General features: G+C 68.3%; 19 protein-coding genes. 10 read left to right on the forward strand and 9 right to left on the reverse strand.

Annotation, left to right across the window (positions count from 1 at the left end):
* The first annotated feature begins 30 nt into the window (after positions 1-30).
* Together dnaE and KXD97_RS21470 are read left to right on the forward strand one after the other, a co-directional pair.
* Positions 31-3567 carry a DNA polymerase III subunit alpha gene (dnaE, locus tag KXD97_RS21465; RefSeq protein ID WP_260752242.1) on the forward strand — a complete coding sequence of 1179 codons (3537 nt, stop codon included), beginning with the start codon at positions 31-33 and terminating at the stop codon, positions 3565-3567.
* Positions 3568-3644: 77 nt separating this feature from the next.
* Positions 3645-4232, forward strand: a complete 588-nt coding sequence (locus KXD97_RS21470; protein ID WP_260752243.1) for a hemerythrin domain-containing protein — start codon at positions 3645-3647, stop codon at positions 4230-4232.
* Positions 4233-4285: 53 nt separating this feature from the next.
* On the opposite strand, the gene KXD97_RS21475 is transcribed toward KXD97_RS21470, so the two are convergent.
* The gene (locus tag KXD97_RS21475) at positions 4286-5179 is read right to left on the reverse strand and encodes a manganese catalase family protein (RefSeq protein WP_260752244.1); all 894 of its coding nucleotides are present in this window, start codon (positions 5177-5179) and stop codon (positions 4286-4288) included.
* 109 nt (positions 5180-5288) lie between these two features.
* Positions 5289-5519 (reverse strand): hypothetical protein, encoded by a 231-nt coding sequence (locus tag KXD97_RS21480; protein ID WP_260752245.1) that lies wholly within the window; start codon positions 5517-5519, stop codon positions 5289-5291.
* A 136-nt stretch (positions 5520-5655) separates the two neighbouring features.
* Between KXD97_RS21480 and ilvA the strand changes: the two genes are divergently transcribed.
* Positions 5656-6945 (forward strand): threonine ammonia-lyase IlvA, encoded by a 1290-nt coding sequence (ilvA, locus tag KXD97_RS21485; protein ID WP_260752247.1) that lies wholly within the window; start codon positions 5656-5658, stop codon positions 6943-6945.
* Here ilvA and treZ read toward each other — a convergent pair.
* The 4 genes from treZ to KXD97_RS21505 are packed head-to-tail and all read right to left on the reverse strand — an operon-like array spanning position 6933 to position 15297.
* Positions 6933-8669 (reverse strand): malto-oligosyltrehalose trehalohydrolase, encoded by a 1737-nt coding sequence (gene treZ, locus KXD97_RS21490; protein WP_260752248.1) that lies wholly within the window; start codon positions 8667-8669, stop codon positions 6933-6935. The genes ilvA and treZ overlap by 13 nt on opposite strands.
* Positions 8662-10953: a malto-oligosyltrehalose synthase gene (gene treY / locus KXD97_RS21495; RefSeq protein WP_260752249.1), complete on the reverse strand. Its 2292-nt coding sequence runs from the start codon at positions 10951-10953 to the stop codon at positions 8662-8664. The genes treZ and treY overlap by 8 nt, the downstream gene beginning before the upstream one ends.
* Position 10954: 1 nt before the next feature.
* Positions 10955-13117 carry a glycogen debranching protein GlgX gene (gene glgX, locus KXD97_RS21500; protein ID WP_260752250.1) on the reverse strand — a complete coding sequence of 721 codons (2163 nt, stop codon included), beginning with the start codon at positions 13115-13117 and terminating at the stop codon, positions 10955-10957.
* The gene (locus KXD97_RS21505) at positions 13102-15297 is read right to left on the reverse strand and encodes an acyltransferase family protein (RefSeq protein ID WP_260752251.1); all 2196 of its coding nucleotides are present in this window, start codon (positions 15295-15297) and stop codon (positions 13102-13104) included. Before KXD97_RS21505 ends, glgX begins: the two co-directional genes overlap by 16 nt.
* A gap of 23 nt (positions 15298-15320) precedes the next feature.
* On the opposite strand from KXD97_RS21505, the gene KXD97_RS21510 reads away from it, so the two are divergent.
* From KXD97_RS21510 to KXD97_RS21525, 4 genes are read left to right on the forward strand one after another with little or no spacing between them, the layout of a single operon-like run.
* Complete coding sequence (locus KXD97_RS21510; protein ID WP_260752252.1) at positions 15321-16622, forward strand: adenosylmethionine--8-amino-7-oxononanoate transaminase; 1302 nt, start codon at positions 15321-15323, stop codon at positions 16620-16622.
* Positions 16623-16680: 58 nt separating this feature from the next.
* Positions 16681-17823: an 8-amino-7-oxononanoate synthase gene (locus KXD97_RS21515; protein ID WP_260752253.1), complete on the forward strand. Its 1143-nt coding sequence runs from the start codon at positions 16681-16683 to the stop codon at positions 17821-17823.
* Complete coding sequence (gene bioD, locus KXD97_RS21520) at positions 17820-18500, forward strand: dethiobiotin synthase (RefSeq protein ID WP_260752254.1); 681 nt, start codon at positions 17820-17822, stop codon at positions 18498-18500. The genes KXD97_RS21515 and bioD overlap by 4 nt, the downstream gene beginning before the upstream one ends.
* Positions 18500-19021, forward strand: a complete 522-nt coding sequence (locus tag KXD97_RS21525) for a 2'-5' RNA ligase family protein (RefSeq protein WP_260752255.1) — start codon at positions 18500-18502, stop codon at positions 19019-19021. The genes bioD and KXD97_RS21525 overlap by 1 nt, the downstream gene beginning before the upstream one ends.
* A gap of 70 nt (positions 19022-19091) precedes the next feature.
* Here the strand turns inward: KXD97_RS21525 and KXD97_RS21530 are convergent, their stop codons facing one another.
* Positions 19092-19697: a TetR/AcrR family transcriptional regulator C-terminal domain-containing protein gene (locus KXD97_RS21530; RefSeq protein ID WP_260752256.1), complete on the reverse strand. Its 606-nt coding sequence runs from the start codon at positions 19695-19697 to the stop codon at positions 19092-19094.
* Between the two features lie 100 nt (positions 19698-19797).
* Here KXD97_RS21530 and bioB point away from each other — a divergent pair, with 100 nt between their 5' ends.
* Genes bioB through KXD97_RS21545 form a run of 3 tightly spaced genes read left to right on the forward strand, consistent with a single transcriptional unit; the run spans position 19798 to position 21712 of the window.
* Positions 19798-20793, forward strand: a complete 996-nt coding sequence (gene bioB, locus KXD97_RS21535) for a biotin synthase BioB (RefSeq protein ID WP_260752257.1) — start codon at positions 19798-19800, stop codon at positions 20791-20793.
* 29 nt (positions 20794-20822) lie between these two features.
* Entirely contained in the window at positions 20823-21059 is a 237-nt protein-coding gene (locus KXD97_RS21540) for a hypothetical protein (RefSeq protein WP_260758095.1), read from the forward strand.
* 41 nt (positions 21060-21100) lie between these two features.
* A complete protein-coding gene (locus KXD97_RS21545) occupies positions 21101-21712 on the forward strand; it encodes a DUF2567 domain-containing protein (RefSeq protein WP_260758096.1) in 612 nt (203 codons plus the stop codon).
* On the opposite strand, the gene KXD97_RS21550 is transcribed toward KXD97_RS21545, so the two are convergent.
* Together KXD97_RS21550 and KXD97_RS21555 are read right to left on the reverse strand one after the other, a co-directional pair.
* Positions 21648-23000 (reverse strand): lipase family protein, encoded by a 1353-nt coding sequence (locus KXD97_RS21550; RefSeq protein WP_260752259.1) that lies wholly within the window; start codon positions 22998-23000, stop codon positions 21648-21650. The two genes, KXD97_RS21545 and KXD97_RS21550, sit on opposite strands and share 65 nt — an antisense overlap.
* A 42-nt stretch (positions 23001-23042) precedes the next feature.
* Positions 23043-23747, reverse strand: coding sequence for an NUDIX hydrolase (locus tag KXD97_RS21555; RefSeq protein WP_260752260.1), 705 nt, complete (start codon positions 23745-23747; stop codon positions 23043-23045).
* Between the last annotated feature and the right edge of the window lie 20 nt (positions 23748-23767).

A 23767-nucleotide genomic window follows, 5' to 3' on the forward strand; every position in this document is an offset into this window, starting at 1 on the left:
GTCGGCGGGCGGTCCTAGACTGGCTTGCCTATGAGCGGCTCATTCGTGCATCTGCACAACCACACCGAGTACTCGATGCTCGACGGCGCCGCGAAGGTCAAGCCGATGCTCGCCGAGGCCCAGCGGCTGGAAATGCCGGCGATCGGCATGACCGACCACGGAAACATGTTCGGCGCCAGCGAGTTCTACAACGCCGCCACCGACGCCGGCATCAAGCCGATCATCGGTGTGGAGGCCTACATCGCCCCGGCGTCGAGGTTCGACACCAAGCGGGTGCTGTGGGGTGACCCCAGCCAGAAGAGCGACGACGTGTCGGGCAGCGGCTCGTACACGCACATGACGATGGTCGCCGAGAACGCCACCGGGCTGCGCAACCTGTTCAAACTGTCGTCGTTGGCCTCGTTCGAGGGGCAGCTGGGCAAGTGGTCGCGCATGGACGCCGAGATCATCGCCGAGCACGCCGAGGGCATCATCGCCACCACCGGCTGCCCGTCCGGCGAGGTCCAGACCCGGCTGCGGCTGGGGCACCGGCAGGAGGCGCTGGAGGCGGCCGCCAAGTGGCGGGAGATCTTCGGCCCGGAGAACTTCTTCCTCGAGCTGATGGATCACGGTCTGGAGATTGAACGGCGGGTTCGCGACGGCCTGCTGGAGATCGGGCAGAAGCTCGGCATCCCGCCGCTGGCCACCAACGACTGCCACTACGTCACCCGCGAAGCGTCGCGCAACCACGAAGCCCTGCTGTGCGTGCAGACCGGCAAGACGCTGTCGGACCCGACGCGGTTCAAGTTCGACGGCGACGGCTACTTCCTCAAGTCCGCGGCGGAGATGCGGGCGCTGTGGGACGACCAGGTGCCCGGCGCGTGCGACTCGACACTGCTGATCGCCGAGAGGGTGCAGTCCTACGCCGACGTGTGGACGCCGCGCGACCGGATGCCGATCTTCCCGGTGCCCGAGGGGCACGATCAGGCGTCCTGGCTGCACCACGAGGTGATGGCCGGCCTGGAACGGCGCTTCCCGGAGGCGGTGGGCCAGGAGTACATCGACCGCGCCGAGTACGAGATCAAGGTCATCTGCGACAAGGGCTTCCCGTCGTACTTCCTGATCGTCGCCGACCTGATCAACTATGCGCGCTCGGTCGACATCCGGGTCGGACCGGGCCGCGGTTCGGCGGCCGGGTCCCTGGTGGCCTACGCGCTGGGCATCACCAACATCGACCCGATCCCGCACGGGCTGCTGTTCGAGCGCTTCCTGAACCCGGAACGCCCGTCTGCCCCCGACATCGACATCGACTTCGACGACCGGCGGCGCGGTGAGATGCTGCGCTACGCGGCGAACAAGTGGGGCAGTGACCGCGTCGCCCAGGTCATCACCTTCGGCACCATCAAAACCAAAGCTGCACTGAAGGATTCAGCGCGCGTCAACTACGGCCAGCCGGGCTTCGCGATCGCCGACCGGATCACCAAGGCGCTGCCACCGCCGATCATGGCCAAGGACATCCCGCTGTCGGGTATCACCGACCCGACCCACGAGCGGTACAAGGAAGCCGCCGAGGTCCGCAGCCTGATCGACACCGACCCGGACGTGCGGACCATCTACGAGACCGCGCGCGGGCTGGAGGGGCTGGTCCGCAACGCGGGCGTGCACGCCTGCGCGGTGATCATGAGCTCCGAACCGCTCATCGACGCGATCCCGCTGTGGCGCCGCCCGCAGGACGGCGCGGTCATCACCGGCTGGGACTACCCGTCCTGCGAGGCCATCGGCCTGCTCAAGATGGACTTCCTCGGGCTGCGAAACCTGACGATCATCGGTGACTGCATCGAGAACATCAAGGCCAACCGCGGTACCGATGTCGACCTGGAGTCGCTGGCCCTCGACGACCCGAAGGCCTACGAACTGCTCGGCCGCGGCGACACGCTCGGGGTCTTCCAGCTCGACGGCGGACCGATGCGCGACCTGCTGCGCCGCATGCAGCCCACCGAGTTCAACGACATCGTCGCGGTGCTGGCGCTGTACCGCCCCGGCCCGATGGGCATGAACGCCCACAACGATTACGCCGACCGCAAGAACGGCCGCCAGCCCATCAAGCCGATCCATCCCGAACTCGAGGAACCGCTCAAAGAGATCCTGGCCGAGACCTACGGCCTGATCGTCTACCAAGAGCAGATCATGTTCATCGCCCAGAAGGTCGCCTCCTACACCATGGGTAAGGCCGACGCGCTGCGAAAAGCGATGGGTAAGAAGAAACTCGAAGTGCTCGAAGCCGAGTACAAGGGATTCCGTGAGGGCATGACCGCCAACGGTTTCAGCGAGGGCGCAGTCAAGGCGCTGTGGGACACCATCCTTCCGTTCGCCGGCTACGCGTTCAACAAGTCGCACGCCGCGGGGTACGGCCTGGTGTCCTACTGGACGGCCTATCTGAAGGCCAACTACCCGGCCGAGTACATGGCGGGCCTGCTCACCTCCGTCGGCGACGATAAGGACAAGGCCGCGGTCTACCTCGCGGACTGCCGCCGGCTGGGCATCACCGTGCTGCCGCCGGACGTCAACGAGTCGGTGCAGAACTTCGCCTCCGTCGGCGACGACATCCGTTTCGGCCTCGGCGCGGTTCGCAACGTCGGCGCGAACGTCGTTGCGTCCCTTGTCCACACGCGCGACGAGAAGGGTAAGTACACCGACTTCTCGGACTACCTGAACAAGATCGACATCGCCGCCTGCAACAAGAAGGTGACGGAATCGCTGATCAAGGCCGGCGCGTTCGATTCGCTGGGCCATCCGCGCAAAGGTCTGTTCCTGGTGCACACCGACGCGGTGGACTCGGTGCTCGGCACCAAGAAAGCCGAGGCCATGGGTCAGTTCGACCTGTTCGGCGGCGGCGACGGCGGCACCGGCTCCGACGCGGTGTTCACCATCAAGGTGCCCGACGAGGAGTGGGAGGACAAGCACAAGCTCGCCCTCGAGCGGGAGATGCTCGGCCTGTACGTGTCCGGCCACCCGCTCAACGGGATCGCACATCTGCTGGCCGCGCAGGTCGACACCCAGATCCCGGCCATCCTCGACGGCGACGTCGCCAACGACACCCAGGTCCGGGTCGGCGGCATCCTCGCCTCGGTGAACCGCCGGGTCAACAAGAACGGCCTGCCCTGGGCGTCGGCGCAGTTGGAAGATCTCACCGGCGGGATCGAGGTGCTGTTCTTCCCGCAGACCTACTCGATGTTCGGCGCCGAGATCGCCGACGACGTGGTGGTGCTCGTCGGGGCCAAGGTCGCGATCCGCGACGACCGCATCTCGCTGATCGCCAATGAGCTTGTGGTGCCGGACTTCTCCAGCGCGCAGGTCAACCGTCCGGTCGCGGTGAGTCTGCCGACGCGCCAGTGCACCGTCGACAAGGTGTCGGCGCTCAAGCAGGTGCTGGCGCGGCATCCCGGCACCGCGCAGGTTCACTTGCGGCTGATCAGCGGGGAGCGCATCACCACGCTGGAACTGGACCAGTCGCTGCGGGTCACACCGTCCTCGGCTCTGATGGGCGACCTCAAGGAACTGTTGGGCCCGGGCTGCCTCGGGGGGTAAGCCCGCCGGCGGCGCGCCGTTTCAACTCGTGGCCCCGGGGTATTCGCGGCGGATTGCCGACCGGAAAGGCTACGAGTATGGACGCATTGACCTTCCTCCGCGCGGATCACAAGAGCGTGCTGGGCATGCTGGAGGTGCTCGACGGCGCGTCCTCGGGATCCGCGGCCCAGATGAGCGGGCTGAAAACCATGGTGAAGAACCTTGTCATCTCCGAGTCGCAGCACGAGGCGATCGAGCAGCAGTTCTTCTGGCCGGTCGTCCGCGATGTGCTCGGGAACGACGGCGAGGAACTTGCCGACCGTGCGATCGAGCAGGAACAGGCGGGAAAGAACCTGCTGCAGCGACTCGAAGACGGCGCGCCCGGCGAGCATGACTACCACGAAGCCCTGCAGGAGTTCGTCAAGGCCGGCCGTGAGCACATCAGGTACGAGCAGGACGTGGTGTGGCCGAGGTTCCGGGCGGCGGTCAGCCGCGAGGACCTCGAGACGCTGGGCGAGAAGCTGGAGGCAGCGAAGAAGATCGCGCCGACACGGCCACACCCTGACACCCCGGGCAGCTCCACCGCGCAGAAGACGATGGGTCTCGGCGCCGCGGTCGTGGACCACGTGCGCGACGCGGTCAGTGGCCGTGACACCGAGAACCCACCCGACCCACAGACGCACTGACCTCGCAGCGAAGGCCGGCGCCGCTATTGCACGGCGCCGACCTTGCTCATGAATCAGGTTGCCGGACTGTGTTGTTCATGGGTGAAGGGCTTCTCGCTGCGCACGGCGGGCTGGCCCTGCGGACTCCGTTGCGCGCCCTTGTTCTTGCGTGTCTCCCCGCCGAGCCACTGCTCGGCCGGGTTCTCGACGTACTTCCATTCCATGCCTTGTGGCCACGGCCCCTGACCTTCGTTCCACGGCCCGCGCACCGATCCCTGGCCGTTGGACATGTTGAAGGCGACGTTCTGGAAGCGGTCGTCGCCGGGCAGTTGGCCCGGTGGGAAGTTGACCGGCAACTCGTTGAGCGCGGCGGTGAATTGCTGGTAGTGGGTGACCTCCCTGGTCATGAGGAAGGTCAACGTGTCCTGCACTCCCGGATCGTCGGTGAACTGCTTGAGGTATTCGTAGACGATCTTCGCCCGCGACTCCGCAGCCAGGTTGCTGCGCAGGTCGACGGTCGGGTCACCATTGGCGTTGACGAATGTGCCCTGCCAGGGGACGCCGGCGGAGTCCCTGACGTCGGGCCCGCCGCCGGTGAGCGTGAAGTACAGCGGGTTGACCGCGACGCTGTGGATGATGTCGTCGCGACCGTCACGGCTGGCCATTGCCGGCATCCAGTCGCAGCGCTCGTTGGCCATCTTCAGGTCGTCGTTGAGCCCGTCGAGGAGCATGGTGATCATCGATCCGACCATCTCCAGATGGCTGAACTCTTCGGTGGCGATGTCCATGAACAGGTCGTACATCTTCGGGTTCTTCTGCCGGAGGACGAAGGCCTGCGTGAAGTACTGCATCGCGGCTTTCAGTTCGCCGTTCGCGCCGCCGAATTGCTCCTGCAACAGTGTGGCGAAGCGGGGATCCGGCTTCTCGACGCGTACCTCGAACTGAAGGTCCTTGTTGTGAATGAACATAAAAGACTCCCGCGCTGATCGATTGACAGATCGGCGCCGAGTACCCGAGAGGGCGGGTGTTAAACAGATCACACCCGGCCGCAGCGAGGCGATCCGCTCGGGACCGTGCCTAGTGTCGCAGCGAGCAGGCCAGGCCCAGAGTCAGCCACAGCACGGTGGCGACGCCGGCGCCGCTGAGCACTGCGGGACCGGCGGACAACGTGACCCCGCCGACGACGACGAACGTCAGCAGTCCGAGCAGCAGGGCGAGCACCTTGTACGCGGGCCACGCGACGCCGGCGATCGAGAACGACGCGGCCGGACGGGCCACGACGGCTCGGAAGTGTTCGGCGGTCGTCATACGATTGACGATAGCTCGTATCAGAAGTTTCGGCCACCCGAAACGCTGGTTGAGGAGCGGCTTATTTTGTTAGCTCGGCTAGCGGATCGACGCGGCGCATTTTCCCCGGGACGGGGTGCGGTGGCACCATTATCCGGTGTCCGCAGAGCTGAGCAGCAGTCCCCGTATCGATCCCGCCGCGCCGTTGCGCGCCGTGGACATCGACGAGGCCGCCAAGCGAATTTCGGGCGTCGTGTCCCAGACGCCGCTGCAGCTCAGTGACCGACTGTCGGCGCTGACCGGGGCGCAGGTGTACCTCAAGCGCGAGGACCTGCAGGCGGTCCGCTCCTACAAGCTGCGCGGTGCCTACAACCTGCTCATGCAGCTGAGCGCCGAAGAGAAGGCCGCCGGTGTGGTGTGTTCCTCGGCCGGCAACCACGCGCAGGGCTTCGCGCTGGCCTGCCGGTCGATGGGGGTGCGCGGCCGCGTGTACGTCCCCGCCAAGACCCCGAAGCAGAAACGCAACCGGATCCTCTACCACGGCGGCGAGTTCATCGAGTTGATCGTCGGCGGCAAGACCTACGATCTCGCCGCCCAGGCGGCCCTCGACGACGTCGCGCGTACCGGCGCCACGCTGGTGCCGCCGTACGACGATCTACGCACGATGGCCGGTCAGGGCACGATCGCGGTGGAGATCCTCGATCAGCTCGGCGCCGAACCGGATCTGGTGGTCGTGCCGGTCGGCGGCGGTGGCTGCATCGGCGGCATCACCACCTATCTGGCCGAGTGCACCGCGACGACGTCGGTTCTCGGTGTCGAACCCGCCGGAGCGGCGTCGCTGGTCGCTGCGCTGGCCAAGGGTGAACCGGTCACGCTGCCGGAGGTCGACCAGTTCGTCGACGGCGCGGCCGTCGCGCGGATCGGCGCCCGACCCTTCCAGGCGCTGTCAGCCGCCGGCGACATGGTCTCGATCACCACGGTCGACGAGGGTGCGGTGTGCACCGCCATGCTCGATCTGTACCAGAACGAGGGGATCATCGCCGAACCCGCCGGCGCGCTGTCGGTGGCCGCGCTGATGGATGCCGACATTCAGCCGGGGTCCACGGTGGTGTGCCTGATCTCCGGCGGCAACAACGACGTGTCCCGCTACGGCGAGGTGCTGGAACGCTCGCTGGTTCATCTCGGTCTGAAGCACTACTTCCTGGTCGACTTCCCGCAGGAACCGGGCGCGCTGCGCAGGTTCCTCGACGAGGTGCTCGGACCGAACGACGACATCACCCTGTTCGAGTACGTCAAGCGCAACAACCGCGAGACCGGTGAGGCGCTGGTCGGCATCGAGATGGCCTCGGCATCAGACCTGGAGGGTCTGCTGGCGCGGATGAACGCCTCGGAATGCCACGTCGAACTCCTGGAACCGGGGTCGCCGACCTACCGTTACCTGACCTGACGCCGGAGCACTGCGACCGAGTGCCCCCCGATACGGGTGCGGCCGTCCTCGACCGCGGGTTCCTCCCAGGCCAGCACGACCTCGCCCGCCACCGGGACCTCGACGGGGTCCGCTCCGAGGTTGCACACCACCGCGAGCGCTCCGCGATGCATCACGAACCAGCGGGCGGCCTCGTCATAGTCGATATCCAGATGGTCCAGCCACGGGTCGGCCATGTCGGGTTCACGGTGCCGCAGCGCGATCAGTCCGCGGTAGAACTCCAGCAGGCGCGCGTGCTCGCCGGTGCCGCGCTCGTCCCACTTCAGCTTCGACCGCTCGAAGGTCGCCGGATCCTGAGGATCCGGGATTTCGTCGGCGTCCCAACCGTGTTCGGCGAACTCCCGCTTGCGGCCCTCGGCGGTCGCCCGCGCCAGCTCGGGCTCGGGATGCGAGCTGAAGAACTGGAACGGTGACGAAGACCCCCACTCCTCGCCCATGAAAAGCATTGCGGTGTAGGGGGATCCCAGCGCGAGGGCAGCCTTGACGGCCAGCTGTCCGGTGGTCAGGTTCTGCGACGGCCGGTCGCCGATCGCCCGGTTGCCCACCTGGTCGTGGGTGAGTGTGTAGGCCAGCAGGCGGGTGGCCGGGATCTCGGAGGTGTCGAGCGGCCGGCCGTGCCGGCGACGGCGGAACGACGAGAAGGTGCCGGCGTGGAAATACCCGTGCCGCAGCGTCTGGGCCAGTGTCTTCAGGCTGCCGAAGTCACCGTAGTAGCCCTGACGCTCGCCGGACACCGCGGTGTGGATCGCGTGGTGGATGTCGTCGTCCCACTGCGCGGTCATGCCCAGGCCGCCCCGGTCACGCGGGGTGATCAACCGCGGGTCGTTCATGTCGCTCTCGGCCACCAGCGACAGCGGCCGGCCGAGTTCAGCTGCCAGAGCGTCGGTTTCGGCTGACAGCTCCTCGAGGATGTGGATCGCGGTGGTGTCGACGAGCGCGTGCACGGCGTCCAGCCGCAGTCCGTCGGCGTGGAATTCGCGCATCCAGCGCAGCGCGCAGTCCAGAATGTAGCGCCTCACCTCGTCGGCCCCGGCGTCGGCGATGTTGATCGACTCGCCCCACGGGTTGGAGCCGCTCGACAGGTATGGCCCGAATTTCGGCAGGTAGTTGCCGGAGGGGCCGAGATGGTTGAACACCGCGTCGATCAGCACCCCCAGCCCGCGGGCATGGCAGGCGTCGATGAAGCGGATCAGGCCGTCAGGACCGCCGTAGGGCTCGTGCACCGCGTACCACAGCACGCCGTCGTAGCCCCAGCCGTGGGTGCCGCCGAAAGCGTTGACCGGCATGAGCTCGACGAAGTCGACACCGAGATCGACCAGGTGGTCCAGTCTGCTGATCGCCGAGTCGAAGGTGCCTTCGGGGGTGAAGGTGCCGACGTGCAACTCGTAGATCACCGCGCCTTCGATCGCGCGGCCCTGCCATCCGGCATCGCTGGGCGCGTCGGGAGCGGACCGCCACAGCTGTGAGCGTTCGTGCACCCCGTCGGGTTGCCGGGGGGAGCGAGGATCGGGCAGCACCTTGGGGTCGTCGTCGAGCACGAAGCCGTACCGCGCATCCTGGGCGGCGTCGACGACGGCGCGCCACCAACCGTCCTCGCCGCGGCGCATCGGGTGCAGCGTGCCGTCGACGTCGAGCTGCACCCGTTCGGGACGCGGCGCCCACACGCGGAATTCGTGGTCAGGCATCGTCACGCACCAGCAGAGCCACGGGAAGGGCGGTGAACAACGTCGCGGCGGGCACTGAGCCCCGGTGCGTTGCGCCGGTCAGGCGGTCGGTCCAGGTCCCGTCGGGAAGTGTCAGGGCGGTGTCGCCCCAACCGGTCTCCTCCAGGCGTGCCGTCCAGCGGCCGGCCGCAACCACGACGTCGTCGCCGCGCTGGAAGGAGACGACGTGCTCTGCGGCGCCGCCGTCGGCGAGCAACGGGCGGTACCGGCCGGACAGGAACGTTTCGGGGCGTTCGCGGCGCAGGCGCAGGGCCGCGCGCACCACCCGGATCTTCGGATGGTCTCCGGCGGCCAGCGCCTGACGCCGGGCGTCATAGTCCACCGGACGCCGGTTGTCCGGGTCGACGAGGCTGTCCTCCCACAGCTCGGTGCCCTGATAGACGTCCGGGATGCCGGGGGCGGTCAGCGCGATCAGCTTCTGGCCCAGGGCGTCGTTGCGGCCGTGGATGTCGAGGCGGGCCACCAGTGCACTCATCTCGAGCCCGATCGGACCGTCGATGACGGTGTCCAACCAGTCGTGTACGGCACGTTCGAACGATTCGTCGGGATCGTTCCACGACGTGTGCAGCGCTGCCTCGCGGATCGCCTTCTCCGTGTAACCGTGCAGGCGTTGCCGCAACGAGTCCGTGACGTTGCCGTCGGCGGGCCAGACTCCGAAGACGTTCTGCCACAGGAAAAGGCCGGTCACCGGGTCCGGCGGGGGAGCACTGCGCTGCCAGCCCTGCACGAGTTCGGACCACAGCGACGGCACCTGGGACAGCACCCCGATGCGGGCGCGGACGTCTTCGCCGCGTTTGGTGTCGTGGGTGGTCAGCGTCGTCATGGCCTGCGGCCACAGCGCGGCGCGCACCGAGGCGCGCTGGTGGAACTCGGCGACACTGACCCCGAAACGGTCCGGCTCGCCGCCGACCTCGTTGAGCGACACCAGCCGGGCGTCGCGGTAGAACAAGCAGTCCTCCATCGACTTCGCGGTGGCGGCGCCGCAGAGCTGCTGCAGCCGCACCTCGACCTCGCGATGGGGCAGTGCGGTGGCGAGCAGCGCCAGCGGCTCGGCCAGATCTGGTTGGGCGGAGGCGGTTTCGGCGATGGCCAGCGGCAGCACGCCCGACAGCGCCCGGTAGTCGGACCGGTAGACGCCGACGTGGCTGAGCAGCGCGGCGATCGACTCGGGCAGGCGGTCGTGGTCGCGGCCCACGGCGGCGGCGACGGTCCGGCGCAGCCGGGCGAGCTCACTGGCGAGCGTGACCGTGACGGCCTGCACCTTCAGTGCACGCGCGTGTGCGTGAGCCGCGGCGTGGTCCACCCCCGCAGACTCGACCAGTTCGGTCAGCGCCTGCGCCCCGGACGGGTCGATGAACACCCCGCCGCTCTCGCGCAATGCGTCGTAGCCGGTGGTCCCCGCGACGGGCAGCCCAGTGTCCAGCGCCTCGTCGACCGCGAGGATCTTCTCGATCACGATCCATGCCTGCGGTCCGGCCAGCTCCCGTAGCCAGTCGAGATAACCTGCGGGATCGGACAATCCATCCGGATGATCGATACGGATTCCGTCGACCACGCCTTCATCGAACCACCGCTTGACCTCGGCGTGCGTGGCGTCGAAGACCGCACGGTCCTCCTGGCGCAGTCCGGCCAGCGAGGTGATCGAGAAGAACCGACGGTAGCCGCACACGTTGTTGCGCCAGCCGGTCAGCTTGTAGTGCTGCCGGTCGTGTACCTGCGCACCCGTGCCGTTGCCGGTGCCCGGTGCGATCGGCCAGGTCCGGTCACCGAGGCGCAGCACGCCGCCGTCGACGGTCAGATCCGCGACGTCGTCGTCGGATCCGAGCACCGGCAACACGATTCGGCCGTCGGGGTCCAAGGTCCAGTCGATGTCGAAGTAGGAGCTGTACTGCGATTCGCGGCCGTGGGTCAGCAGATCCCACCACCACGCGTTCTGCTCGGGTACCTCCACGCCGACGTGGTTGGGCACGATGTCAACCACGACCCCGAGCCCTGCCGCACGCGCCCGCTGCACCAGGCGTTCGAACCCTTCGGCGCCACCGAGTTCGGCGGAGATCGTCGTCGGGTCGGTCACGTCGTATCCGTGGGTGGAGCCTTCTCCGGCCGTCAGGATCGGTGACAGGTACAGGTGGGAGACCCCGAGGTCGGCAAGGTAGTCGATGAGGTTCTCGGCGTCGGCGAAGGTGAACGCCTCGCCGCTGGCCGGTCCGCGCATCTGCAGCCGGTAGGTCGAGAGCACGGCCATGTCAGGCCGTCTTACGCAGGACGAGAAGCGAGCGCGGTTCCACCGAGACCGTCTGCCCGGCAACCACTTCCAGCGTGCTCACGCCCTGCGGGTCGGCGGTGTCGATCGCGCCGGCCCACTCGTTGGCGTAGTCGCCGCCGGGTACCACGAACTCCAGCGCCTGGTCGTGGGCGTTGAAGCACAGCAGGAATGAATCGTCGGCGACCCGCTCGCCACGCTCGTCGGGCGCCGGGATCGCGTCGCCGTTGAGGAACACCGACACGCACTGGAAGCCCGAGCCCCAGTCTTGCTGGGTCATCTCGGAGCCCGACGGGTTCAGCCACGCAATGTCGCGGATCTGTTCCCCGGTGCGCAGCGGTTTGCCCTCGAAGAACCGGCGGCGGCGGAACACCGGGTGGTCGGTGCGGAACTTGATCACCTTGCGGGTGAATTCCAGCAGGTCGGCGTTCTTCTCACACAGCGACCAGTCCATCCAGGACAGCTCGGAGTCCTGGCAGTACACATTGTTGTTGCCCTGCTGGGTGCGGCCCATCTCGTCGCCGTGCGCGAGCATCGGGGTGCCCTGCGACAACATCAGCGTGGCCAGGATGTTGCGCATCTGCTTACCGCGCAGCGCGAGGATCTCCGGGTCGTCGGTCGGGCCTTCGACTCCGCAGTTCCACGAGCGGTTGTGGCTCTCCCCGTCGCGGTTGTCCTCACCGTTGGCCTCGTTGTGCTTCTCGTTGTAGGACACGAGGTCGTTGAGGGTGAACCCGTCGTGGCAGGTGACGAAATTGATGCTGGCACTTGGCCGTCGGCCGGTGGCCTCGTACAGGTCTGACGACCCGGTCAGCCGGGACGCGAACTCTCCTAGGGTTGCGGGCTCTCCCCGCCAGTAATCACGCACAGTGTCGCGATACTTCCCGTTCCATTCGGTCCACAAACCTGGGAAATTACCGACCTGATAGCCGCCTTCGCCGACGTCCCACGGCTCGGCGATCAACTTGACCTGACTGATCACCGGGTCCTGCTGGATGATGTCGAAGAACGCCGAGAGGCGGTCGACGTCGTAGAATTCGCGGGCGAGCGTGGAGGCCAGGTCGAAGCGGAACCCGTCGACGTGCATGTCCAGCACCCAGTACCGCAGGGAATCCATGATCAACTGCAGGGTGTGCGGGTGCCGGGCGTTGAGGCTGTTACCGGTGCCGGTGAAGTCCTTGTAGTAGCGCAGGTCGCCGTCGAGCAGACGGTAGTACGCGGCATTGTCGATTCCGCGGAAGTTGACCGTCGGCCCGAGATGATTGCCTTCGGCGGTGTGGTTGTAGACCACGTCGAGGATCACCTCGATCCCGGCTTCGTGGAACGCGCGCACCATGGTCTTGAACTCGGCTACCGCACCGCCGGCGCTGCGGGTGGCGGCGTACTGGTTGTGCGGGGCGAAGAACCCGAAGGTGTTGTAACCCCAGTAGTTTCGCAGTCCGAGATCGAGCAGTCGGTGGTCATGCATGAACTGGTGCACCGGCATCAGTTCGATCGCGGTGACGTTCAGTGACTTCAGGTGGTCGATGATCGCCGGGTGGGCGAGGCCGGCGTAGGTGCCGCGCAGTTCGTCGGGAACCCCGGGATGTGTTTGCGTCATCCCCTTGACGTGCGCTTCGTAGATCACGGTCTCGTGGTAGGGGGTGCGCGGCGGCCGGTCCGAACCCCACTGGAAGAACGGGTTGATCACCACGCTGGTCATGGTGTGACCGAGTGAGTCGATGCGCGGGGGGACTCCGCCGCTGGCTGGGTCGTCGGCCTCCAGATCGAACGAGTACAGCGCCTGCGAGAACCGGAAGTCGCCGTGGAACGACTTGCCGTACGGGTCAAGCAGCAGCTTGCTCGGATCGCACCGGTGTCCGGCGCCGGGATCCCACGGGCCGTATACCCGGAACCCGTACCGCTGGCCCGGGGTGATGGTGGGCAGGTAGCAGTGCCAGACGTACCCGTCGACCTCGTCGAGGTTCACCCGCTCTTCGCTGCCGTCCTTGCCGATCAGGCACAGTTCGACCCGTTCGGCGACTTCCGAGAACAGCGAGAAGTTGGTTCCGGCACCGTCGTAGGTGGCGCCGAGCGGGTACGGGCTTCCGGGCCAGACCGCGTAGACAGACGAACCCTCGGCCGAGGCCATCAGTCGGACCACCATCCGGTGGCGGCGGCGATCTGGCGGCCGAGTTCGGCGGTCATCGTGCGCATGTACGTCGACGAGATGTGGTGCGCGTCGTGATACAGCAAGACGTTGCCCTCCACAGCCCGGCAGTAGTCGGCGCGACACACCGCATCGCTCATGTCGAGCGGCTTGAGCAGCGGAAAGCGTTTGACATAGTCCAGCGTCGGGTTGCGATCCGACAGTACTTCGGAGCGCTCGATGCCGCACGACACGGCGTCGCCGCCGTCGGCGAGGCAGTCCGACGGGAAGAACGGTTCACCGTCCCGCACCATCCACGGGGTGTCACGCATGGCCAGAACCGGAATCTTGTGTTGCGAGAACGCTTTCCAGATACCGAGATAGCTCGATGGCATCACGTCGCCCGGTTTGATGTTCCACGGCCGGGTGGACGTGGTGAACACGAAATCCGGCTTGTTGGCGATGATCTTCGGCAGCACCCGGTCGTTCCACTGGCGGCACTTGGGATAGGGATCGTTGTTGCCCATCACCAGGGGCATTTCCTCTGTCGTCAGCGGGCAGCCCATCTTCAAGTAGGTGACGACCTTGAAGTGGTGGGTACGCCCCAGCAGGTCCAGCGCGGTGATCCAGTGCTCGGCGTGCGAGCCGCCGGCCAACGCGATGGTCCGGGAGGCCGACGGGTCACCGTAGGTGCAGTTGATGACGCCGACGTTGTCGAAGTCGCTGATGCACCCGTCCAGGGTGGATTGCGGGATGTCGTTTTTGGCCTCCAGTGCCGTCGGACGCATCGGCAGGGTCGGCACGCGGGCGTTGTTGACCAGCGCCAGTGCTCCCGGGTAGTCCCGCAGCGGCAGCGCGGCCAGTTCCTCGCCGTGGGCGCGTAACACCGTGACGTGCTCACGCCAGGTGAACGACGTCGCCGTCAGAGCCACGCCGAGCAGTGCGACGGTGGAGCCCAGCACGATCGTCGGGCGGCGCAGCCGCGCCGTGAGCGGAACCTTGGTGATCGGCGCGGTGGCCGCCGCCGTACCGCGGGCGCGCAGGGGCTCCTCGACGAAGCGGGTGGTCAGCCACGCGAGCACACCCGAGACCGCCAGGATGCCTGCACCCTCAAGGAAGGTGACCCGCGTACCGCCCGTCTGGGCCAGGTAGAAGATCAGCAGCGGCCAGTGCCACAGGTACAGCGAGTAGGCCATCGCGCCCAGTGCCACGAACGGTTTCGAGGCCAGTAGTCGGTTCGGCGCCGGGATACGGCCCTTGGTGTGCGGATCGGCGTACCGGTTGGCGGCGGTGAGGATGAACAGCACGGTCGCCCCGACCGGCACCAGCGCCCACGGCCCAGGGAATTCGCGTACCCCGTCGATCAGCGCGCCGCAGGACAGGATCGCGCCGAGGGCGACGACCGCCAGCAGCGTGCGCAGCCACATCGGGCAGCGCACGTAGGGCACCACCGCACCGATCAGCGCCCCGAGTAGCAGTTCCCAGGCGCGCGCGAAGCTGTCGTAATAGGCCGTGGCCTGGTCGGCGGTGTGCGCGTGGATCGCGTAGACGAACGACGCGACGGTCAGCGCGATGAGCAGCACGACGAACGCGGCCCGCGCGTGCCGGCCGAACAGCCGCCGAAACACCCACGCCGACACCATGATCAGCGCAAGGAACGCGATGTAGAACTGGCCCTGCACAGACATCGACCAGATGTGCTGCAGCGGGCTGACCGTCTCGCCGGCGCGCAGGTAGTCCGAGGCCGTGCGGGCCAGCTCCCAGTTCTGGTAGTAGCCGAGGCTGGCCAGGCTCTGGTCGGCGAAGGTCTCCCACCGGGTGGAGGGCTGGATCAGGATGGTCAGCACCGCCGACACCGCCAGCACCACGACCAGGGCGGGCAGCAACCGCCGGACCAGCCGGGTGACCTCGGGCACCGGACGCAGCGACACCCCCGGCGTCAGCGCTCCGCGTAGCAGCCGGCCACCGAAGAAGAAGCCGGACAAGACGAGGAACACGTCGACGCCGCCTGAGACCCGTCCGAACCACACGTGGAACACCGCCACCAGGGCGATGGCGACCCCGCGCAGACCGTCCAGGTCGTGCCGGTAGAAGCCTGAGTTGCGGGTGCCCATGCCGGAGCCGCGCGCCGTGCGCGCAGCCTGATTCGGGCCCGGGGCGGTGGGGGGCGCCGGCCGGGCGGGGGCGAGGGTCATCATGGTCGACGGCTAATCTACCGAAGGTGCCTGCGTTGACGCCTATCGAGATCAGCGCCATTGACGCCGCTCACATCTGGCATCCGTACAGCCCCATCGGCGCCGACGCGCTCGCACCGGTGGTCGCGGTAGGCGCCCGCGGAGCGTGGTTGACGCTGGTCCATCAGGGCCGTGAGGTCCGGGTTCTCGACGCGATGGCCTCGTGGTGGACGGCGGTGCACGGGCACGGCCACCCCGTGCTGGATGCGGCGATCACCCGGCAACTCGCGACGATGAATCACGTGATGTTCGGGGGATTGACCCACGAACCCGCTGCGCGGCTGGCCCAACTGCTGGTCGACATCACCCCGGCGGCCCTGGAGACCGTCTTCTTCAGCGACTCCGGGTCGGTGTCGGTCGAGGTGGCGGTCAAGATGGCGCTGCAGTACTGGCGCAGTACCGGCCACGTCGGCAAGAGCCGGTTGATGACCTGGCGCGGCGGCTATCACGGTGACACCTTCACTCCGATGAGTGTGTGTGACCCGCAGGGCGGCATGCACGAGCTGTGGACGGGGCAGAACTCGCTGCTCGCCGACCAGGTGTTCGCTCCGCCGGTGCCCGCCGGCTACGACCCCGACTACGTCGACGCGTTCGCCGCGCAGCTCGCCGCCCACGCGCACGAGCTCGCGGCGGTCATCGTCGAACCCGTCGTGCAGGGCGCCGGTGGGATGCGGTTCCACGACCCCCGCTACCTGGCGGAGCTGCGCCGCCTGTGCGATGAGCACGGCGTACTGCTGATCTTCGACGAGATCGCCACCGGCTTCGGCAGGACCGGCGCGATGTTCGCCGCCGATCACGCGGGGGTGTGCCCGGACATCATGTGCGTGGGCAAGGCTCTGACCGGCGGATACCTGACGCTGGCCGCCACCCTGTGCACCCGCGACGTCGCCGAGACCATCAGCACCAACCCGCCGGGGGCGCTGATGCACGGCCCGACGTTCATGGCGAACGCGCTGGCCTGCGCGGTGAGCGTGGCGTCGGTGGAGTTGTTGCTGTCCACGGACTGGCAGGCGCAGGTGCGCGGTATAGAGGAAGGACTGCGCGAAGGTCTGGCGCCGGCGGCGGCGCTTGCCAACGTCGCCGGCGTCCGCGTACTCGGCGCGATCGGCGTGATCGAGCTCGACCGGCCGGTGGACCTGGCGGTAGCCACCCCGGTGGCGATCGAGCACGGAGTCTGGCTCCGGCCGTTCCGCAACCTGATCTACGTGATGCCGCCCTACATCTGCACCCCCGCGGAGATCGCGCAGATCACCTCGGCGATGGTCGAGGTCGCGCGTGCACTAACCTGAACGGTGTTCAACTGCCGGCCCGCCGGCGTGTTCAACTGCCGGCCCGCCGAGGAGCACCGTGACGCGCGTAGACCTTTCGCCGTTGGCCTGGCTCGACGAGGTCGAGGCGCAGCGGCGTGCCGCCGGACTGCGGCGCTCCCTTCGCACCCGCGCGCCGGTGGGCGCCGAACTGGACCTGGCCTCCAACGACTACCTCGGTCTCTCCCAGCACCCCCGCGTCATCGACGGCGGTGTCGCGGCGTTGCGCACCTGGGGCGCCGGTTCGACCGGCTCCCGCCTGGTGACCGGCAACACCGAGCTACACGAGGAGTTCGAGGACGCGCTCGCGAGGTTCGTCGGCGCCGAGTCCGCGCTGGTGTTCTCGGCCGGGTACACCGCCAACCTGGGTGCCGTCGTCGCCCTGTCGGGTCCCGGCTCGCTGCTCGTGTCCGACGCGTTGACGCACGCCTCACTGGTGGACGCCTGCCGGCTCTCACGGGCCCGCGTCGTGGTCACACCGCACAACGACGCCGCCGCCGTCGAGCAGGCGCTGGCCGACCGCTCCGAGGAGCGCGCCGTCGTGGTCACCGACTCGGTGTTCTCCGCCGACGGCGACCTCGCGCCGCTGCGCGCCCTGCACGCCGCCTGCCGCCGGTACGGCGCGCTGCTCATCGTGGACGAGGCGCACGGGCTCGGTGTGCGCGGGGCGGGCGGTCGCGGACTGATCGACGAGGTCGGATTGGCAGGTGCGCCCGATATCGTGATGACCACCACGCTGTCGAAGGCGCTGGGCAGTCAGGGCGGGGTGGTGCTGGGGCCCGCCGCGGTGCGCGCACATCTCGTCGACGCGGCCCGTCCCTTCATCTTCGACACCGGTCTGGCACCCGCCGCGGTCGGCGCCGCCCACGCCGCGCTGCAGGTGCTGATCGAGGAACCCTGGCGGGCCCAACGCGTCCTCGACCACGCCGCGACGCTCGCCACACTCTGTGGCGTGCCGGAGGTGCCCACCTCGGCCGTGGTGTCGGTGATCCTCGGCGAGCCAGAGGTCGCCTTCGGCGCGGCCGCGGCCTGTCTCGAACACGGGGTACGTGTCGGTTGCTTCCGCCCCCCGACGGTGCCCGCGGGTACCTCCCGGCTGCGGTTGACCGCGCGCGCATCGCTGACCGACGACGAGATGACCCTGGCTCGCGACGTCCTCACCCATGTGCTGGGCGCCCGGTGAGCGTCCTGGTCGTCACCGGAACCGGGACCGGCATCGGCAAGACGGTCGCCACCGCTGCGTTGGCGTGTCATGCGCGCCTGGCCGGTGTCGAGGTCGCGGTGTGTAAACCGGTGCAGACCGGCACCCAGGACGGCGACGACGACCTCGCCGAGGTGGCTCGACTCGCCGGGATCGGTGAACTGTATCCACTGGCGAAGTTCCCCGAACCTCTCGCGCCGCTGGCCGCCGCGCAGCGGGTCGGCGCCGAACTGCCCACCCGCTCTCAGATCCTGGACCTCGTCGCCGCCGCGGACGGTCCGGGCCGGCTCACCCTGGTCGAGGGCGCGGGCGGACTGCTGGTGGAGATCGGTGCCGACGGCACGACGCTGCGCGACGTCGCCGCCGACCTCGGCGCACCGGTGCTGACCGTCGTGGCGCCGGGTCTGGGCACGCTGAACCACACCGTCCTGACACTGGAAGCCTTGGCGCACCGGCAGATTCCGAGCGCCGGCCTGGTGATCGGCGCGTGGCCGGCCCAACCCGGTGTCGCCGAGATCGACAACCGCGACGCGCTGGCCCGTCTGGGCCCTGTCCGCGCGGCCTTGCCCGCCGGTGCCGGGTCGCTCGGACCCGCGGATTTCGAGCGTCTGAGCGCGGACGCATTCGACCGGAGCTGGGTCCAGAGCCTGGTGGCCTGATGGTGCACTCCGTCGAGCTGCTGTTCGACGCCGGGACCGAGGTCGCGGTGCGCGAAGTCTGGGATGAACTGGGCCGCAACGGGGTTCGCAGCTTGTCCGGGCACCGCTCGCCGACGAACCGGCCACATGTGACACTGACCGTCGCCACCAAGATCGACGCCGGCGCCGACGATGCGCTGCGCCCGCTGCTCCAGCAGTTCCCGCTGAGCTGTGTGATCGGTGCGCCGATGGTCTTCGGCGGCGGACGCTCCGTCACGCTGGTGCGCCTGCTGGTGCCGAGCCGGGAACTACTCGGCCTGCACGCCGAGGTTTACCGGGTATGCCTGCCGCACATCTCCGAAGGTGCACTGCCGCATTCCGATCCGGGCCGGTGGACACCCCACGTCACGCTGGCGCGTCGGGTACCCGTCGAGAGGCTACCCACAGTCTTCGCGCTGCGCCGTCTCTTCCGGGACATCGAGGCGACCGCGGTCGGGCTGCGGCACTGGAACGGTGACGACCGCGTGGAGCATCGCATCTGAGCGAGGGCCGGGCGGCAGCAGCGGCGTCGAGATCGGGTTGCGATGACGCAGAGCGACACGTGTCGGTGAGTCAGGAAGGCGGGTCCGCGTCGTACCGCGTCAGACCCGTTCCCGCGGCGGTATTCATCTCGATGCCGTCGAGGAGCAGGTGCAGGCCGAACCTGAATCGGGCGCTGGGATCCTCGGTCCACACGGTCTCGACCACATCGGCCCCGGCGGCATCCCACTGCAGGCGCGACTGCTCGTCGACGGTGAAGCCGAGCACGTAGTAGAGGACCGTGCGGGCGGCCAGCTCGGCGTGGTCGGCGCCCACGCCCGCCTCGGCCGTCGCCTCGGCCAGACGGCCCAGCAGGTGCGTCATGGCATCGGACCGGCCGGCCGCGAAGCTGGCCGACACCAGCTCCGCCCCGTCGGTGTGAGAGAGCAGGGCGTCGCGCAGCGCTGCGCAGGCGGTGCTGACGCGGGTGCGCCAGTCACCGCCGACCTCGCCGACAGGCTGCAGGATCCGGTCGGCCACCGCGCCGAGAAGCTGCTGCTTGTCGGCGAAGTGCCAGTAGAGCGCGCCGGGGGAGACATTGAGCTCACGGGCCAGCCGCCGCATCGACAGGTCGGCGATCCCGTAGTCGTCCAGCAGTGACGTCGCCGCGTCGACCACGTCCCGTTTGTGGAGCTGCACGGCGATACCCTAACCTGAACGGTGTTCAACTGTCGGCCCGGCCGACGTGTTCAACTGTCGGCCCGGCCGACGTGTTCACCATTCAGACGGAGGGCTTTCGGTGACCGACATTCTGGCAGTGGCACGTGAGCAGGTCCTGGAGCGCGGCGAAGGCCTCGATCAGGACCAGACGCTGCAGGTGCTCCAGCTGCCGGATGACCGACTCGACGACTTACTGGCTTTGGCCCACGAGGTGCGGATGGCGTGGTGCGGCCCCGACGTCGAGGTCGAGGGCATCATCAGCCTCAAGACCGGCGGCTGCCCCGAGGACTGCCACTTCTGTTCGCAGTCGGGCCTTTTCGCCTCGCCGGTGCGCAGCGCCTGGCTCGACATCCCGAGCCTGGTCGAAGCCGCCAAGCAGACCGCCAAGACCGGGGCCACCGAGTTCTGCATTGTCGCCGCCGTCCGCGGTCCCGATGAGCGGCTGCTCGCTCAGGTCGCCGCCGGCATCGAGGCGATCCGCAACGAGGTCGACATCCAGATCGCGTGCTCGCTGGGCATGCTCACTCAGGACCAGGTCGAGCGGCTCTCGGCAATGGGCGTGCACCGCTACAACCACAACCTCGAGACCGCGCGGTCGTTCTTCACCAACGTGGTGACCACCCACTCCTGGGAAGAGCGTTGGGACACACTGCAAATGGTGCGTGAAGCCGGCATGGAGGTGTGCTGCGGCGGCATCCTCGGCATGGGGGAGACCCTCGAACAGCGCGCCGAGTTCGCCGCCAACCTGGCCGAGCTCGACCCGCACGAGGTCCCGCTGAACTTCCTCAACCCGCGGCCGGGCACCCCGTTCGGTGACCTCGAGGTGCTGCCTGCCACCGAGGCGCTCAAGGCCGTCGCGGCGTTCCGGCTGGCGCTGCCGCGCACCATGCTGCGGTTCGCCGGTGGTCGCGAGATCACCCTGGGCGACCTCGGCGCCAAGCAGGGCATCCTGGGCGGCATCAACGCCGTCATCGTCGGCAATTACCTGACCACGCTCGGCCGGCCCGCCGAGGCCGATCTCCAGCTGCTCGACGACCTGCAGATGCCGATCAAGGCGCTCAACGCGACGCTGTAGTCCGACGGCACGGTAGAACCGATCAGGTGATGGTCACCGACAGCACAGAGCTCCCCGCGCCGGTCGGCGCGGGCGTGTTCAACGTCTACACCGGCGCCCAGGCGGGCAGCGCGGTCCCCACCGCGGCCCAGCTGGGCCTGGAGCCGCCGCGGTTCTGCGCCGCGTGCGGCCGCCGGATGATCGTTCAGGTTCGCCCCGACGGCTGGTGGGCCAAATGCTCGCGGCACGGGCTGGTGGACTCCACCGACCTGGACCGGTACCGGTGACCGGTCAGGCCGCCGCGCCGGCGGTCTCCCGTACCCGGGCGATGCTGACCGTCGTGGCGGGGCTCGCCGCGTCCGGGATCGTCGTCGGCGCGCTGTGGGCCTGGCTGGCACCGCCGATCCACGGGGTGATCGCGTTGACCCGCAGCGGCGACCGGATCAAGGCCGCGCTCGGTGCCGAGTCCGACCACTGGTTCACCTCGGCCGCCCTCGTGGTCGGCATGCTCTCGGTGCTCGCCGTCGTGGCGGCGGTGCTGGTGTGGCAGTGGCGGGCGCATCGCGGACCGGCCATGGTCGCGGCCCTGGCGGTCGGTGCTGTCGCCGCGGCGGCGACCACCACCGGCGTCGGCGCGCTGCTCGCGCATCTGCGCTACGGCGGCATCGACCTCGCCGCCGCGCCGGTCTCCGAGCAGCAGCGGGTGCACTACATCACCGAAGCTCCGGCGGTGTTCTTCGGCCACTCACCGCTGCAGATCGCGGTGACGCTGCTCTATCCCGCGGCGGTCGCCGCGATCGTGTACCTGCTGGCCGCGGTGGCCACCCCGCGCGACGATCTCGGAGCGTGGCCGCCGGTCGAATATCCCGTCGGAACTACTGGTCGAACCGGGACAGGGGCTGACGTTCCACCCGTCGTCCCAACATCACCTGCGCCGTGATCTTGCCGAGGGTCAGCATGCCGCGGTAGGTCGACGGGTTCAGCAGCGTCGGCCACTTGGTGCGCGAGATGTGCGTGCGCAACGGCCGCCCGGCGAAGCGATCACGCAACCAGCGCAGAGTCATCGGCGCCGACATCGGGTGCAGCAGCAGGTGTTCGCTGAGTGCGTCGCGATGGTAGGTGACGCTCGCGCCGCCCCTGGTGTAGGTCTCGGTCAGCTCGTCGATGTCGTCGACCGAGATGATCCGGTCGTGGACGGCCTGAACGATCAGCACCGGGACCTTCGGCGCCGCGGTGCCGAGTTTGATGCTGTCGAACACGTGCTGGACTTCGGGCGAGAGGAGGATCTCCTCGAGCGGACGGTCGATCATGTGGGCCATGTCCTTGCCGGCGAGGCTGAGCATGGCGTGGGCGGTGGTCATCTTCTCGATGCGGGCGAGCATCGCCTTGCCGTCCTCGGTGGCGTGCTGCTGGATAATGCGGTTCAGGTCGGGATAGATGTGGGTGAGCGCGGCCACCACCATGGCCGGCAGCCCCGAGTAGATGCTGCCGTTGAGGCGGCGGAACGCGTGTCCGAGGTCTCCGACCGGTGAGCCCAGGACGGCGCCGACCACGTTGAGGTCGGGGGCGTAGCTGTCCTGGACCTCGGCGGCCCACGCCGACGCCAGTCCGCCACCGGAGTAGCCCCACAGGCCCACAGGGGCGTCCTGGGACAGCCCCAACGGCGCGTGGTTGACGGCCGCGCGGACCCCGTCGAGCACGTGGTAGCCGGGCTCGAACGGGGCGCCCCACATGCCGGCGGTGCCCTCGTGGTCGGGAACCGACACCGCCCACCCCTCGGCGAGTGCGGCGGCGACGAGCAGGAACTCGAACTGCGCGACGGAGCCGATGGCCTTGGCGCCGCGCCGCAGCGCGTAGGACGGGAAACATCGTCCCGCCACGGCGTCGATGGCGCACTGGTAGGACACGATAGGCATGGGGCGTTCGGAGGTCCGCTCGGCCGGGGCCACCACGGTCGTCACCGTGGCCTGCGGCTCGCCGTTGAGGTCGGTGGTGCGGTAGAGCAGCTGGGTGGCGTGGAATTTCTGAGGTATCACCCCGAGAAACGCGAGCTCGACGTCGCGGGAACGCAGCACTGTGCCGGGCCGGGCGTGTTCGAAGCCCTGCGGGGGTTCGTAGAAAGGATCCTCGGCCGGGATCGTCGGCCGGGACCTGGGCTGGAGTGGTTCATGAATCGGTTGGCCGATCCATTCAGCGTCGGTCGACCGTGCCACATTGCCCACGTCCATTTAGGCATTCTTACTTAAGAAGGCCTTAAGAAGCCAGTCGACTCACCCGGGCGGACGCAACGCGGCGAACTCGTCGGTGACGCGGTATCGCGAGTCGGTGAACCGGTAGAGGGAGGCCGGGCGACCGCCGCTGCGCCCGGAGCGGGCCGTGGTGCCGGTGCGGGTGATCACCTGGCGGCGCTCCAGCACGCGTTGCAAGTTTGTCGCGTCGACCGGGTGCCCGAGTGCCGCGCTGTAGATGTCACGGAGCGTCGACAACGCGAACTCCGCTGGCGCCAAGGCGAATCCGATGTTCGTGTAGGACAGCTTGGCGATCAGCCGGTTGTGTGCGTGGGCCACCATCGGACCGTGGTCGAACGCCGTTGCGGGCAGATCGCTGACCGGGTGCCAGCGGGTGTCCGGCGGTAGCTCAGGTGTGGCGGGGGAGGGTACGAGGCCGAGGAACGTCGAGGCGATGGTGCGCGGCCCGGGGACGCGCTGCGGTTCGGAGAAGACGGCCAGCTGCTCCAGGTGGGCCAGCTCACGCAGATCCACCTTCTCGGCGAGCTGACGCCGAACCGAACTCGTCAGGTCCTCGTCCGGGCCGAGGCGGCCACCGGGTAACGCCCAGCGGCCCTTCTCCGGACCCAGGCCACGTTCCCACAGCAGCACGTGAAGTGCGGGTTTACCGCTGGTGGCCGGTGATTGACCTTGCCGCACCTGGAACACCGCGGCGAGTACCTCGTGCTCGGTGCTAGTATGAGCCATGTTTTCGATTGTAAGTCGAA

The organism is Mycobacterium sp. SMC-8 (assembly GCF_025263565.1).
Taxonomy (GTDB): Bacteria; Actinomycetota; Actinomycetes; order Mycobacteriales; family Mycobacteriaceae; genus Mycobacterium.

Excerpts from the sequence above, each read along its gene's own strand:
- KXD97_RS21480 (WP_260752245.1), bottom strand. The coding sequence starts at position 5,519 with ATGACGACCGCCGAACACTTCCGAGCCGTCGTGGCCCGTCCGGCCGCG.
- dnaE (WP_260752242.1), top strand. The coding sequence starts at position 31 with ATGAGCGGCTCATTCGTGCATCTGCACAACCACACCGAGTACTCGATG.
- KXD97_RS21545 (WP_260758096.1), top strand. The coding sequence starts at position 21,101 with ATGCTGACCGTCGTGGCGGGGCTCGCCGCGTCCGGGATCGTCGTCGGC.
- KXD97_RS21540 (WP_260758095.1), top strand. The coding sequence starts at position 20,823 with ATGGTCACCGACAGCACAGAGCTCCCCGCGCCGGTCGGCGCGGGCGTG.
- KXD97_RS21525 (WP_260752255.1), top strand. The coding sequence starts at position 18,500 with ATGGTGCACTCCGTCGAGCTGCTGTTCGACGCCGGGACCGAGGTCGCG.
- KXD97_RS21505 (WP_260752251.1), bottom strand. The coding sequence starts at position 15,297 with ATGATGACCCTCGCCCCCGCCCGGCCGGCGCCCCCCACCGCCCCGGGC.
- treZ (WP_260752248.1), bottom strand. The coding sequence starts at position 8,669 with ATGCCTGACCACGAATTCCGCGTGTGGGCGCCGCGTCCCGAACGGGTG.
- KXD97_RS21475 (WP_260752244.1), bottom strand. The coding sequence starts at position 5,179 with ATGTTCATTCACAACAAGGACCTTCAGTTCGAGGTACGCGTCGAGAAG.
- KXD97_RS21470 (WP_260752243.1), top strand. The coding sequence starts at position 3,645 with ATGGACGCATTGACCTTCCTCCGCGCGGATCACAAGAGCGTGCTGGGC.
- KXD97_RS21550 (WP_260752259.1), bottom strand. The coding sequence starts at position 23,000 with ATGGACGTGGGCAATGTGGCACGGTCGACCGACGCTGAATGGATCGGC.
- glgX (WP_260752250.1), bottom strand. The coding sequence starts at position 13,117 with ATGGTGGTCCGACTGATGGCCTCGGCCGAGGGTTCGTCTGTCTACGCG.
- KXD97_RS21555 (WP_260752260.1), bottom strand. The coding sequence starts at position 23,747 with ATGGCTCATACTAGCACCGAGCACGAGGTACTCGCCGCGGTGTTCCAG.
- treY (WP_260752249.1), bottom strand. The coding sequence starts at position 10,953 with ATGGCCGTGCTCTCGACCTACCGGCTGCAGATGCGCGGACCGGCCAGC.